Source organism: Neisseria sp. P0004.S004 (genome assembly GCF_051963335.1).
In the GTDB taxonomy this organism is placed as follows: domain Bacteria; phylum Pseudomonadota; class Gammaproteobacteria; order Burkholderiales; family Neisseriaceae; genus Neisseria.
This window is the reverse complement of record NZ_JBQCUK010000001.1, coordinates 160791-173502: the sequence shown is the minus strand read 5'-3', so window position 1 is coordinate 173502 and position 12712 is coordinate 160791. Positions and strand designations below refer to the sequence as shown.

At 53.8% G+C, this 12712-nt stretch carries 17 protein-coding genes and 1 pseudogene; 7 read left to right on the top strand and 11 right to left on the bottom strand.

Features of this window, described 5'->3' with window-relative positions:
* Positions 1 to 8 precede the first annotated feature (8 nt).
* Positions 9 to 638 carry a hypothetical protein gene (locus ACTHRY_RS00875; protein ID WP_440373969.1) on the top strand — a complete coding sequence of 210 codons (630 nt, stop codon included), beginning with the start codon at positions 9 to 11 and terminating at the stop codon, positions 636 to 638.
* Positions 639 to 718: 80 nt separating this feature from the next.
* Here ACTHRY_RS00875 and ACTHRY_RS00870 read toward each other — a convergent pair whose 3' ends face one another.
* Both ACTHRY_RS00870 and ACTHRY_RS00865 read right to left on the bottom strand, forming a co-directional pair.
* Complete coding sequence (locus ACTHRY_RS00870) at positions 719 to 1414, bottom strand: LrgB family protein (RefSeq protein ID WP_003748143.1); 696 nt, start codon at positions 1412 to 1414, stop codon at positions 719 to 721.
* 15 nt (positions 1415 to 1429) lie between these two features.
* A complete protein-coding gene (locus tag ACTHRY_RS00865; RefSeq protein WP_049322216.1) occupies positions 1430 to 1903 on the bottom strand; it encodes a CidA/LrgA family protein in 474 nt (157 codons plus the stop codon).
* A 14-nt stretch (positions 1904 to 1917) separates the two neighbouring features.
* Between ACTHRY_RS00865 and ACTHRY_RS00860 the strand changes: the two genes are divergently transcribed.
* Positions 1918 to 2811, top strand: a complete 894-nt coding sequence (locus ACTHRY_RS00860; protein ID WP_049322215.1) for a LysR family transcriptional regulator — start codon at positions 1918 to 1920, stop codon at positions 2809 to 2811.
* 244 nt (positions 2812 to 3055) lie between these two features.
* Positions 3056 to 4528, top strand: a complete 1473-nt coding sequence (gene mgtE / locus ACTHRY_RS00855; RefSeq protein ID WP_440373968.1) for a magnesium transporter — start codon at positions 3056 to 3058, stop codon at positions 4526 to 4528.
* Positions 4529 to 4677: 149 nt separating this feature from the next.
* Here mgtE and ACTHRY_RS00850 read toward each other — a convergent pair whose 3' ends face one another.
* Positions 4678 to 4944: a SemiSWEET family transporter gene (locus ACTHRY_RS00850; protein WP_004518970.1), complete on the bottom strand. Its 267-nt coding sequence runs from the start codon at positions 4942 to 4944 to the stop codon at positions 4678 to 4680.
* 218 nt (positions 4945 to 5162) lie between these two features.
* On the opposite strand from ACTHRY_RS00850, the pseudogene ACTHRY_RS00845 reads away from it, so the two are divergent.
* Positions 5163 to 5692, top strand: a pseudogene (locus ACTHRY_RS00845) (IS1595 family transposase); the annotation flags it as partial.
* A 20-nt stretch (positions 5693 to 5712) separates the two neighbouring features.
* Here ACTHRY_RS00845 and ACTHRY_RS00840 read toward each other — a convergent pair.
* A complete protein-coding gene (locus ACTHRY_RS00840) occupies positions 5713 to 6096 on the bottom strand; it encodes a hypothetical protein (protein WP_004518967.1) in 384 nt (127 codons plus the stop codon).
* Between the two features lie 207 nt (positions 6097 to 6303).
* Between ACTHRY_RS00840 and thiE the strand changes: the two genes are divergently transcribed.
* The 3 genes from thiE to ACTHRY_RS00825 all read left to right on the top strand — a co-directional run bounded on the left by thiE (position 6304) and on the right by ACTHRY_RS00825 (position 8064).
* Positions 6304 to 6921 carry a thiamine phosphate synthase gene (gene thiE, locus ACTHRY_RS00835; protein WP_440373967.1) on the top strand — a complete coding sequence of 206 codons (618 nt, stop codon included), beginning with the start codon at positions 6304 to 6306 and terminating at the stop codon, positions 6919 to 6921.
* Positions 6922 to 6962: 41 nt separating this feature from the next.
* Entirely contained in the window at positions 6963 to 7157 is a 195-nt protein-coding gene (thiS, locus tag ACTHRY_RS00830) for a sulfur carrier protein ThiS (RefSeq protein ID WP_004518965.1), read from the top strand.
* A 118-nt stretch (positions 7158 to 7275) separates the two neighbouring features.
* Positions 7276 to 8064 carry a thiazole synthase gene (locus ACTHRY_RS00825; protein ID WP_440373966.1) on the top strand — a complete coding sequence of 263 codons (789 nt, stop codon included), beginning with the start codon at positions 7276 to 7278 and terminating at the stop codon, positions 8062 to 8064.
* A gap of 71 nt (positions 8065 to 8135) precedes the next feature.
* On the opposite strand, the gene ACTHRY_RS00820 is transcribed toward ACTHRY_RS00825, so the two are convergent.
* The 7 genes from ACTHRY_RS00820 to ACTHRY_RS00790 form a co-directional block, all read right to left on the bottom strand.
* Positions 8136 to 8903: a uracil-DNA glycosylase family protein gene (locus tag ACTHRY_RS00820; RefSeq protein ID WP_440373965.1), complete on the bottom strand. Its 768-nt coding sequence runs from the start codon at positions 8901 to 8903 to the stop codon at positions 8136 to 8138.
* Complete coding sequence (rimI, locus tag ACTHRY_RS00815) at positions 8897 to 9340, bottom strand: ribosomal protein S18-alanine N-acetyltransferase (RefSeq protein WP_049323707.1); 444 nt, start codon at positions 9338 to 9340, stop codon at positions 8897 to 8899. Before rimI ends, ACTHRY_RS00820 begins: the two co-directional genes overlap by 7 nt.
* Positions 9337 to 10011 carry a tRNA (adenosine(37)-N6)-threonylcarbamoyltransferase complex dimerization subunit type 1 TsaB gene (tsaB, locus tag ACTHRY_RS00810; protein WP_049323708.1) on the bottom strand — a complete coding sequence of 225 codons (675 nt, stop codon included), beginning with the start codon at positions 10009 to 10011 and terminating at the stop codon, positions 9337 to 9339. Before tsaB ends, rimI begins: the two co-directional genes overlap by 4 nt.
* Positions 10012 to 10173: 162 nt before the next feature.
* Positions 10174 to 10848 (bottom strand): glutathione S-transferase, encoded by a 675-nt coding sequence (locus tag ACTHRY_RS00805; RefSeq protein ID WP_049323709.1) that lies wholly within the window; start codon positions 10846 to 10848, stop codon positions 10174 to 10176.
* An 8-nt stretch (positions 10849 to 10856) separates the two neighbouring features.
* Positions 10857 to 11252: a hypothetical protein gene (locus ACTHRY_RS00800; protein ID WP_049323710.1), complete on the bottom strand. Its 396-nt coding sequence runs from the start codon at positions 11250 to 11252 to the stop codon at positions 10857 to 10859.
* Positions 11253 to 12419, bottom strand: coding sequence for a beta-ketoacyl-ACP synthase III (locus ACTHRY_RS00795; protein ID WP_440373964.1), 1167 nt, complete (start codon positions 12417 to 12419; stop codon positions 11253 to 11255).
* A gap of 19 nt (positions 12420 to 12438) precedes the next feature.
* On the bottom strand, positions 12439 to 12684 hold the full coding sequence (locus ACTHRY_RS00790) for a GNAT family N-acetyltransferase (protein WP_049323712.1): 246 nt from the start codon (positions 12682 to 12684) through the stop codon (positions 12439 to 12441).
* Positions 12685 to 12712: the final 28 nt, after the last annotated feature.

The following is a 12712-nucleotide window of genomic DNA, read 5'->3' as shown; positions in this document are numbered from 1 at the left end:
AGAATTTCATGGCTAAAGTACATCAACCAAGTAAAGAAAGTGATTCTGAAGATTTTGTTATCCGCCTCGATCCGCGCGAGTGGGACGGTACTTTTTCAGAAGAAGGCAAAGGTCCTAATGACGGCTATGATGATGACCATACCATCCGACTCGATCCGCGCGAATGGGACGGTACTTTTTCAGGAGAAGGCAAAGGTCCTAATGACGGCTATGATGATGACCATACCATCCGCCTCGATCCGCGCGAATGGGACGGTACCTTTTCAGGAGAAGGCAAAGGGCCTAATGACGGCTATGATGATGACCATATCATCCGCCTCGATCCGCGCGAGTGGGATGGTACTTTTTCAGGAGAAGGCAAAGGGCCTAATGACGGCTATGATGATGACCATATCATCCGCCTTGATCCGCGTGAGTGGGAAGGTTTCGAGCCTGCGCAGCCGGCCGCGAAGCCGATATTGGAATCCAAAGCTTTCGATGGCGATGAACTTTTGAGCCGTGCCTTTGGTGAGGCTGATCCTCTTGATTCTTCTGCCGGTCTTTCCTCAGACAATGCGACCTATTCAAGCAATGGCACAGGTTCATCTGCGTTGGATACTATCCATGATTTAGCAGAGGCTTCTATTTTCAAACTGTAATCGTTCCATAATATAAAAGGCCGTCTGAAACCAATATATGTTTCAGACGGCCTTTGTGTGTATGGTCATCAGGACGGGGCCTAACTCATCATCCAGATTACCAAATGCACCATGGTCGGGCCAAACAATACCATAAACAGTCCGGCCAAAATCATGGTCAGGCTGGCCATCACGCCTTCGGTTTCGTGGCGTTGTCCGGCACGCGATGTGCCGAAGCCGTGGGCGGCATTGCCGAATGCCACGCCGTTGGCGGTGTGGAAACGGATGCGGGTAAAGGCCAAAAACAGGTCGCCGAATATCATGCCGACAAAGCCGGTGATGATGGTGAACAGGGAAACGAGCGAGGCGGAGCCGTGGATTTCGCTGGCGAGGACGACGGCAAACGGGGTGGAGATGGAACGCGCCATCAGGCTGTTGGTCACTTCGTTGTTGAAGTGGAACATATGGCTCATGAGGAATGCGCTGACTACGCCGACAAACATGCCCACCATAATGGCGATGGAGAGGATGGGCAGTTGGCGGCGGATAACTTCGCGGTTTTCATAAATGGGGACGGCAAAGGCAACGGTAACCGGAGTGAGCAGGAAGACGATGCCTTGGGTATATTTATGGTAGGTGTCGTAATTGACGCCGAATGCCAGCAGCAGGAGGATGGTGCTGACGGAGACGGTAACGACGGGGGAGAAAATCATTAAGGGTTTTTTGCGGTGGATTTTTTTGGCAACGACATAGGCAAAGCAAGTCCAGATGAAGCAGGCGAGGGCGGTGTAGTCCATTTTTATTCTCTATTTTTAGGAGTGGAGTTTTTTGTAGAGGCGGCGTTTCCAGCGGTAGCAGAAATCGAGGGTCAGGGCGGTGCTGATCATCACGAGCGCGGTGCCGACGGCGATGGTCAAAATCAGCTGCCAACCTTCGGACATCAGCAGGTCTTGATATTGCAAGACGGAAACCATGATGGGGATGAAGAAAAAGACGAGTTCGCCCAATGCCCATTTTGCGCCGCGGTCAACCATGCCCGGGCGGATGATGCCGAGCCCCAAAAGGGCGAGCATGAGGAACAAGCCCAATACGCCTGAAGAAATAGGCAGATGCGTGAAGCGGACGATAAGGTCGGAGACGCCCCATACTGTGCCGATGATGGCAAGCTGCAAGGCCGTCTGAAAAAATCTGGTGAGGGAATCCATGATATGGGTGTGTGTTGAATGAAAGGCTTGATTATAGAAACCTGGTTTCTGCATAATATGAATTATTAAACGAATAATCATGCCTTAGAGGAATAATGGACTTTAAAAGCCTGTATTGTTTTACCGAACTCATCCGCCTGCAAAGTTTTTCGGCCACGGCTTCCGCGTTGAATTTGACGCAGCCGACGGTCAGCAAAATCATTCAGGCTTTGGAAGAAGAATTGGGCGTGCCGCTTTTGTGCAAAGAAAACGGACGCAAAAAGCGGCAGGTGCAGCCGACCGCAATCGGCGAAGAAGTCTATCGCCACGCGTTAAACCTTCTACACGAACGCGATTTGCTGCTGGCCCGCATTGACGATTACCGCCATGTCAAAAGCGGGACGCTGCGTTTGGGTTTGGCTTTGTTTGGCAGCGATTTGCTCAGTCATGCGCTGTTTGATTTCCACCAAAAATGGCCGGACATTGAATTGTCGTTTTTGGAACAAGGCTCGCTCGCCATCGAGCAATCCTTGCGCAACAACGAACTCGATGCCGGACAGCTGCTCGCGCCGGTTCACGAAGACTTCGACAGCATCACGTTGTGCGACTATCCGCTGGTGGTCTTGATGCCGAAAAATCGGGCGAGACACGATGCGCTGACGCTCAAAAGCCTGCAACACGAGCCCTTCATTCTGTTCGGCGCAGGCTTTTCCCTCAACGAAACCATTCAGACGGCCTGCCGCAATCAAGGTTTTACGCCCAACGTTGTTTGCCGTACCGGACAATGGAATTTGGTTGCCGACATGGTGGCGCACAATATGGGCATTGCCTTGTTACCCGAATACTATGCCCGAAAAATCAATCCCGATGTCTTTGCCGCCATTCCTTTGGTCGAACCCGAAATCCGCTGGCAGCTCACCATGGCATGGAAAAAACACCAACGCCCGACGCCGGCCTTAAGGGCTTGGTTGGACGTGGTCAGGGAAGCGTTTGGAAGGCGAAACAAATAAAATCAAATCATCAGGCCGTCTGAAAAAAAAGGTATTGCCATCACCCGGTTTCAGACGGCCTTTCCCGTTAAAAATGGTAAAACGGCCTAAAAAAGAGTAGAATATGCACCGTTTACAACTCTGCGCCTCTCAGCAGGCTCGAATTATGGACCTTCCCAGTTCGCCTTTGAACTTCCCATCAGACACACAACAACCATAATCATCCCGCCGAAATGCCTCCCCGCGTCCGGCGGGCGGAGCATTTATGAGCATCGAACAAACCCCTCCGAATCTCGACCATACCCCCGACAATGAAGCGGTGGAAGACCGCATTTCTGACGATCGCATCTCTGACGATATCGACCGCATCCACGCCTTATGTGAAATCCTCGAGCCGTCCTTCGAACAAATCGAAGCAGGCGTGCCGATTGAAGACGAAAGCCTGCGCGACAAGTTCACCGAGCTGACCGTCCTCTTGGCCGAGCTGCACCCTGCCGACGTGGCCGCCGTCTTGGAATCCCTGCCGCCGCGCGAGCGTAACATCGTCTGGCTTTTGGTTGCCCCGGAAGACGACGGCGAAGTGTTGCTGGAAGTATCCGACGCCGTACGCGAAACGCTGATCGAGTCCATGGACAAAGACGAGCTGTTGGCCGCCGTCGATGATTTGGACGCAGACGAATTGGCAGAGCTGGCAGACGACCTGCCGCACCAAGTGGTGTACGAAGCGCTGCAAACGCGTGATGAAGAAGAACGCGAGCAGGTCAAAGCGGCGATGTCTTACGAAGACAACCAAGTCGGCGCGATTATGGACTTTGAATTGGTCAGCATCCGCGCCGATGTGGCGTGTGAAGTCGTATTGCGCTACTTGCGCCGTTTCGACAGCCTGCCCGACCATACCGACAAGATTTTCGTGGTCGATGAAAACGACGTGTTGCAAGGCGTTCTGCCCATCCGTAAACTCTTGGTTGCCGACCCCGAAGACATGGTGGCGGACGTAATGGCCACCGATGTCGTGCGCTTTCGTCCCGAAGACGACGTGGAAGAAGCGGCGCAGGCGTTTGAACGTTATGACTTGGTCACCGCGCCGGTTGTCGATGAAAACAAAAAGCTGATCGGCAGGATCACCATTGACGAAATGGTGGACGTGATCCGTGAAGAATCCGAAGCCGACATGTTTAACATGGCTGGTTTGCAAGAAGAAGAGGACTTGTTCGCCCCGATTTGGGACTCGGTGAAAAACCGCTGGATGTGGCTTGCCATCAACCTGTGTACCGCTTTTATCGCCAGCCGCGTGATTGGCGCATTTGAAGGCAGTATCGAGAAAATCGTCGCACTGGCCGCGTTGATGCCCATCGTCGCCGGCATCGGCGGCAACTCCGGCAACCAAACCATCACCATGATCGTCCGCGCCATGGCGATGGGACAAATGACCAGCACGCAGGCAGGCCGCCTGCTGAAAAAAGAAGTCGGCGTCGCCCTCGTCAACGGCATTATTTGGGGTACGGTAATGGGCGTGATTTCATGGCTCCTCTACGGCAACATCGGCATCGGTTTGGTCATGGTGGCCGCGATGACCTTGAACCTTTTGCTGGCCGCAACCGTCGGTGTCCTCATTCCCGTCATTATGGAAAAAGCTGGACGCGACCCCGCATTGGGCAGCTCGGTGCTGATTACCGCAGTTACCGACTCCGGCGGCTTCCTGATTTTCTTGGGATTAGCAACCATGTTCCTGTTGTAATAGGAAAAAAAAGACGTGTTCGATACGTCCTTTTCAAACCGTTTAAAAGGCCGTCTGAAATTTCAATTTTCAGACGGCCTTTGCTGTTTTTTAAAGCTTTACATCATGAGGGCGTTTAGTTTTGGGGCTGACGTAGATTAGCCCCTTGTTTAAAGCGAAGTCAGAAAAGTCAGAAATCCCAATATCACGCCGACTGCGTTGGGTATAATCAGAATCCAGTCTTTCCGGGGTTCTTTGCTCCAACCGTACAAAACCCAAATCAGACAGGATACTGCTGCAAACAGGGGTTGCCACGGCTGCGCCTTTGCCCCTTGCATATTGGCGATAATTTGGGGGATATAGGCGACAAATACGAAAATACCTATTGCCGCTCCTATGCTGCCGACAACGGTATTGAATTTTGCTTTGCTTATCATGCTGGTAAGTCTCCTTTTAATATGAAAATCGAGGCGGTAGATAATATGGGCAGGCTGACTCAGCCGAGGGAACAGCCGCAGCCGCAATGATGTTCGTGGCCTTGGCCATGTTCGTCCGAATCTTCGGCAAGCAGGGCTTCGTAGTCGCCGCTTTCAATCAGGCTGACCAGTTCTGCCGGACTTTCCGCGCCTTCTACCTAGTCGCAGGATAAATAACTCTATTCTACCGCAAAATATGTATGTCATCATCCATCATTTGGCCTTGGCTGCCGATGAGGTTTTCGAGGGCTCTGTCGAGCTGGACGAAAGCTATTTCGGCGGACAGCGTAAAGGCAGACGTGGTCGAGGTGCGGCAGGAAAAGTGGTTGTCTTCGGCATTCTGAAACGCAACGGACGGGTCTATACCGTTGTGGTGGATAATGCCAAGTCTGAAACGTTATTCCCTGTCATCAAAAAGAAAATCATGCCGGACAGCATTGTTTACACGGATAGCCTGAGCAGCTATGATAAGTTGGACGTGAGCGGTTTTATCCATTACCGCATCAACCATTCCAAGGAATTTGTCGACCGTCAGAACCACATTAACGGCATTGAGAATTTTTGGAATCAGGCAAAACGTTTCTTGCGAAAATACAACGGAATCGATCGCAAATCTTTCCCGCTGTTCTTGAAAGAATGCGAATTTCGATTTAACTTCGGCACACCGTCTCAACAGCTTAAAATCCTGCGAGATTGGTGTGGAATTTAGGGCTAATCTACGTCAGCCCCTTAGTTTTTGATGACGTTTACGGCGTAATGGGCAGTAGTGTTACGGCGGGCTTGGGCGCGCATCATATAGACCTGCACTTTATATTTGCCCGATTGGGTAGCGATACCGTCAAATTTATCGCCTTGTGCCGAACCGTTAAATACGGCTTCATCGTCTTTGGGTGCCCATACGTTGAAATAGGCGTTAGGGCTGCCGGTTTTACTGATGCGCAGGCGGTCGCCCTTGCGTACGGAGAACAAATGCTCGGCGGTTTGATAGCCGGTGATTTTGCCGGAAAAACGCTGCTTGGTTTGTTTGTGTGCCGAAGCTGGTTTTGAAGCTTCCGCTTTAGGCGTGGCGGCATTTGAATAAGTGGTAAACAGTAAGGGAAGGGCGGCTAACAAGAGAAATTTTTTTCATGGGTTGGGTCTCCGAATGTGGGGCGCCAATATGGCACTCATTTTGATAACCCATCAGTATGTTCATATTTTTATAAAGCCAAAGCCGAATAGGGCAATATTCATTTTTTCAATCAGGCCGTCTGAAAACAAATATTATTCAGACGGCCTTTTCTGATAATATAACAACGAATTATTCCTTTCGGAGCCGTTATGACCTTCCCGCCACTCAAATCTCCCCTGAAATTTTACGCCGTTGTTCCCACTGCTGACTGGGTCGAGCGCATGGTCAAAGCAGGTGCCGACACGGTGCAACTGCGCTGTAAAATCCTGCATGGCGACGAGTTGAAACGCGAAATCGAACGTTGCGTCGTAGCCTGTCAAAACAGTGCAACCCAGCTTTTCATCAACGACCACTGGCTCGAAGCGATTGCCGCAGGTGCATACGGCGTGCATCTCGGGCAGGAAGACATGGACACTGCCGACCTAGCCGCGATTGAAGCTGCCGGTTTGCGCTTGGGCTTGAGTACGCACTCTGTTGCCGAACTCGATCGCGCCTTGTCCGTACAACCTAGCTACGTCGCCAGCGGCGCGATTTTTCCGACCACGACCAAACAAATGCCCACCGCCCCGCAAGGCTTGGAGAAACTGCGCGAATATGTGAAACAGGCTCGCGGCATACCCGTCGTCGCCATCGGCGGCATCGATTTGAACAACGCTGAAGATGTACTTGCCACCGGCGTTTCCTCCCTCGCCGTCGTCCGCGCCGTTACCGAAGCGGAAAATCCCGAAGCCGTGGTTAAAGCGTTTCAGGCTTTGTGGGATGAATAAGGCCGTCTGAAAATAAGAAGTCTGACAAGAGGAGCAGCATTATGAAGATTATATTAAACAATGAAGCCATCACATTAAACGGCACAACCGTTGCCGACCTTATCGCCCAAACCGCGCCGCAGAAACCGTTTGCCGTTGCCGTCAATACCCAGTTTGTCGCCAAAGGCGCGTATGCGGAAACGGTTTTAAACGAAAACGACAAAGTGGACATTGTGCGCCCTGTGGTCGGCGGATAAGCGATTTGCAATCAACAGGTCGGGTATTTGCGCCCGACTTTTGCCTGTTTGAATATCGGGCAGGGTTGCCCGATTGCCCCATGCTTAAAATCTAAAAAACAATACAAAGGAATTCATCATGTTTACCCTATACGGAGAAACTTTCCCTTCACGGCTGCTGCTCGGTACGGCTGCTTATCCGACGCCGGAAATCCTCAAGCAGTCTGTCCAAATCGCGCGACCGGCGATGATTACCGTTTCATTGCGCCGTGCCGGTAGCGGCGGCGAAGCGCACGGGCAGGGTTTTTGGTCATTGTTGGAAGAAATGGGCGTGCCTGTGTTGCCCAATACCGCAGGCTGTCAAAGCGTGCAAGAAGCCGTGACCACTGCGCAAATGGCGCGCGAAGTGTTTGATACCGACTGGATCAAGCTAGAACTTATCGGCGATGATGACACGTTGCAGCCCGATGTGTTCCAGCTTGTCGAAGCGGCGGAAATTCTGATTAAAGACGGCTTCAAAGTACTGCCTTATTGCACCGAAGACCTGATTGCCTGCCGCCGCCTGCTTGACGTGGGTTGTCAGGCGTTGATGCCGTGGGCGGCACCGATTGGCACGGGTCTGGGCGCGGTTCATGCTTATGCGCTGAAAGTCCTGCGCGAACGCCTGCCCGACACGCCGTTGATTATTGATGCCGGTTTGGGTTTGCCTTCGCAGGCGGCACAAGTGATGGAATGGGGCTTTGACGGCGTGTTGCTGAATACCGCCGTTTCCCGCAGCGGCGATCCGGTCAATATGGCACGCGCTTTTGCGCTTGCGGTTGAGTCGGGCCGTCTGGCCTATGAGGCGGAACCTGTGGAGGCGCGTGAGAAAGCGCGCGCCAGTACGCCGACGGTGGGTCAGCCTTTTTGGCATTCGGCGGAATATTGATACACATTAGGGCGTGTCGAACACGCCCTTTTTTATTGGTGGAAAACCTGATTTCAGGTTGAACAGAATGTTCAGACGGCCTTGGCCAAAAGCTGTTTCAATGGCTTTAAGATTTGCCATGCTTGCGCTTTAAGTTGCGGCTGCATCAGCAGGCGGGCGGGGTGGGGAATGACGAAATGCGGCCGCTCTGCGCACAATTCGTTCATCAACCCGATCATGTCGGGGCTGTCGAAGATTTTGCCGAGAAACAATACTGCGCGCGCTTGCGAGGCGGTCAGCTCGTTTTGCATTTCGGCAAGCTCGGCGCGGATGTGTTCGGCATCGGGCAGGGCGGTGAACACGGGCGTGGTTTTGACCCATGCGGTTTTGTGCGCCTGCTCGGGCTTGAGACCGATAGCGGCTAGGATGTTGTCGAGAAGCGTGCCGACGTCGCCGCTAAACAGCGTACCGTGCAGGCTGTCTTCGGTGGATGGGCAAATGCTGACCACCATGATTTCAGACGGCCTGATGGTTACGTCAAGACGGGGCAGATTGTCTGAATGCGCGGCTTTTTCTGTTTTTGTCGGTATTTCGGCAATGGCTTTGGGTGCCGCTTCGGGAACGCGGACAGCCGGTTTGGCCGTTTGCGCAGTGGCAATGGCGGCGGTGCGTGCCTGATGGGCGCCTGCGGATAAAGTACGCACGGCTTGCGCGGTATCGGCGGCAATGGTTTTGGAGCGGACGGGCGCGGCTAATGCTGCGGCTTGAGGCGCGGCATGGATGATTTTGGCGTTTCGGTTCAGCCACATCGGGCCCAAACCCAAGGCTTCGTGCAGGTGCAGGTAGCGGCTGCTTAACATGATTTCTCCATCAATACGGCATCTTCGCTGCCACCGTCGGGCAGGGCGTAGTAGTTTTTGCGGCGGCCGCAAGTTTGGAAGCCGTGTTTGCGGTAGAGCTGCTGCGCGGTTTCATTGCTTGCGCGGACTTCGAGCAGCAATCGGGTTACGCCTTGCTGTTGCACTGCGTTTTGCCAGTGTTGCAGCAGGGCGGACGCAATGCCTTGGCGGCGGTATTCGGGCGCGACGGCAATCAGGTGCAGTTCGGATTCGTCAAACACGGTTTGCCACACGATAAAGCCGGTAATTTGGTGGTCGGTCTGACTGAGCCAAACGCTGTCGGGATGGTGTTGAACCGCCGATTCAAACTGCTGCGCCGTCCACGGCGAAGGATTGCCTTGTGCGTCGATGGCGGCAAGGGTGGGGCAGTCGGCAAGTACGGCTGGGCGCAGGTTCACGGTTTGGCCTTTTGTTGGGCTTGCTCTTGCGCGGTCAGGGCAATTTTGTTGCGGACGTAGAGCAGCTCGGCGTGCGCCGCGTCGGTGGCAACATAGCGGCCGCTGCGGGCAAGTTTAAGATAGTCGGCGGCGGTCGGCATATCGGCTTGACCGTCAAAAGGCGGTTTGTCGGCGAGGGCAAAGGCATTGCCGATGCCGCCGGTAGGCGTTTTGCCTTCGGGCGCGGTAATGGCGGCGGCTTTGCCAACCGTGTAATCGCTCAAGCGGACGTGGTTTTGCGTATCAAACCATGCGTAGAACACTTCGCTCATACGCGCATCGGTGGCCGCCAGTACACAGCTTGATGGCGGCAGCAATGAAGCGGCGGCATCGAGGCAGGGAATGCCGATCATGGGCGTGTCAAACGGCGTGGCCAAACCTTGTGCAACCGCCGCGCCGATACGCAGGCCGGTAAATGCGCCGGGACCTTGTGCATAGACAATGCAGCCCAAATCGGCGGTCGTGATGCCCGCTTCTTTAAAGAGGCGTTCGATTTGCGGCAGGATTTGTTCGGATTGCTTGGTGCCGACGTTTTCATGAAACAGGCGGACTTCGCCTTGATGTTCCAATGCGATGGACAGAAAGGATGTGCTGGTGTCGATGGCAAGAGTCGGGCGGTTGTCGGTTGGCATGGTGTTATTTTTTAGAAGGATATGGGTTGCCATTATAGTGGAACGGCGAGGGGGAACAAAGCATTCGGGCGGAGCGTTGGTAAAAACGCCGTTTACGGCAAAGCTATTCGATAAGTGAACCAAGGTTTCAGGCCGTCTGAAAACGTTTCAGACGGCCTTGTTTTATTTGTCGAGTTTCAATAAAGGCGAACCTGCTTTTTCAACGGCGCGGCGGTAGGCTTCATGCGCCTCGATGCGTTGCAAATAAGCGCGGATATTGGGGTAGTCGGCAAAGTCGAAGCGATCGGCCGCGGCTTGCAGTGGATAGCTCATCATGATGTCGGCACCGCTGAGGTTGTTGCCGACCAACCATTCGCGGTTTTCCAACTCGCTGTTGATGTGGGCAAGATGCAGCGTGGCTTGCGGATGGATAAAGCTGCTTTTGACGCTGCCGCTGATTTTTCGGGCAATCGGTTTGACGAAAAACGGCATGGGCGCACTTTCAATTCGGCGGAACACCAGTCCGAGCAGCAATAACGGCATCAGCGAACCTTCGGCATAATGCAGCCAGCGTTGATATTGCCAGTATTCGCGGCTGCCGCGTTCGGGCATCAGACGGCCGTTGCCGTAGGTTTGAATCAGATAGTCGGTAATCGCGCCGCTTTCCGCCAAGATAAAGCCGTCATCATCCAATAAAGGCGATTTGCCCAAGGGATGGATGGCTTTGAGTTCGTCAGGGGCGAGCAAAGTGTCGGGATGGCGGCGGTAGGTTTGCAGGCGGTAGGGCGTACCGAGGATTTCAAGCAGCCAAACAATGCGCAGGGCGCGGGATTGATCGAGAGAATGCAAGGTAATCATGAGGGGCTTTAAATATCGGTTTGTTTGAGGCCGTCTATGCTGATTTGGCAGGCATCGGCGTATTTTTGCAGGGTTTTGGCCGGTAGTTTGGCGAATACTTCGGGACGGAAATGCCGACGAAGCTGCCATTTCCATACGCCTGCCGCCATGGCCAAGCCGGTTTCATCATAACGGCAGCGGAACATATGGTAGTACAGCGGCGAATATTCGCCTTTTTTGACGGCTTCGCGCGCGGCCTGAGTTTGGGCATCGAGTTCGCACACCGCCATTTCGGTGGCGTAGGCTTCGTCCTGCCAACCGTTGCTGGTGGCCGCTTCGTAGTGGCCGTCGCGGGTGCCGTAGATGACTTTGCGGTGGCCGTGGTAGCTGGCGCTGTTGTCTTGAGGGATGTCGTCAATCTTCATTCAGACGGCCTTTACTGCTTCCAAAAGCATGAAACATGTTGAAAAGCGTCCGCTTTCCGGAACGTAACACAGGATTTTTTGGCCGTGTTCGATGGGGAAAGTGCGCATAAATTCTTCAAGGATGATGTAAATCGAGGCCGAACCCGTGTTGCCCTTGCTGTGCAGATTGGTAAACCATTTTTCCTGCGGAATGTCGAAGCCGATGTTTTTCAGGCCGTCTGAAAGGCGGTCGCGGAAAAAGCCGGAAGAGTAGTGGGGTAGGAACCAATCGATTTCTTCGGCGCGGATGCCGTGTTTGGCGGCGATTTGGGAGAGGGGTTTTTCCACTGTATAGCGGACGATGTTTTCGTTCAGCAGTTTGACGTCCTGTTTGACCGCCATCAGGCTGTGGCGGCGGCCGTAATCGGCATCGGCGTGTTTCCAGCCTTCAAATACGCCGTCGCGGAATTCTGCGCCGGCATACATACAGGGCGGCATTTCGTTGGCGTAGGAAAGCAGGTCTATCCAATGGATTTTCAGGCTGAGGCCGTCTGAATTGGGGCGGTCGGACAGATACACCGCGCCTGCGCCGTCAGACAGCATCCAGCGTAAAAAGTCTTTTTCAAACCCGATTTCGGGGGACGCGTTTTCCAGTTTTTTATGGTCGGTTTCACTTTGGAACACTTCGCTGCGCATGACCGCCGAGGCGTTTTCAGAGGCAACGGAAACCGCATGTGCGTGTTCGCCGGTGCGTACGGCGTTGTAGGCGTGTTTCATCGCCGCCATACCTGCCGCGCATACGCCTGCCATGCTGAACACTTCGCAAGGCGGCATATCCAGCAAGCCATGCACCATCACGCCGTGTCCGGGCATGGTTTGGTCGGGATAGGAAGTGGCGCAGGCCAGGCTGCCGACGGTTTCTGCCGCAACGCCTTGGGCAATCAGGCCGTTGACCGCTTCGGCGGCCAACTCGGCATTGGTGTGCGTCGTACGGCGGCTTTCGGGGTCGATGGCGTAATGGCGCGACAAAATGCCGTTGGAGCGCAAAATCATTCGGCGCACGCGTGAAGGCACATCGCCTGCCATGCCGAGGACGGCTTCCATTTCGTCATTGCCGACGGGGGCGTTGGGCAAGAAGGCAGAAACGCGGTTGAGATAAACGTCTTTGAGTGTGTTATTCGATGTCATGATGTGTTTGTCAAAATAATTAACCGATAAACCGCGCCGCGTAGTCGCAGCTTGCAGTCAACGGGATGTGGTGTGCTTCGGCGTATTCCATCAGCGCGTCCACCAGCAGTTTGGCAATGCCGCGATGACGGAAGTTGGGCGAGACCTCGGTATGGTTTACGTCCCAGCCGCCGTTGTGTTCGGTATAGCTGATATAGCCTGCTTCCAAACCGTCAATATCGATTTGAAAGCGACGGCGTTCGGGGTAGTAGATAACTTCGGGCATGATGGATTCCTAGTTTGAGGCTGTCTGA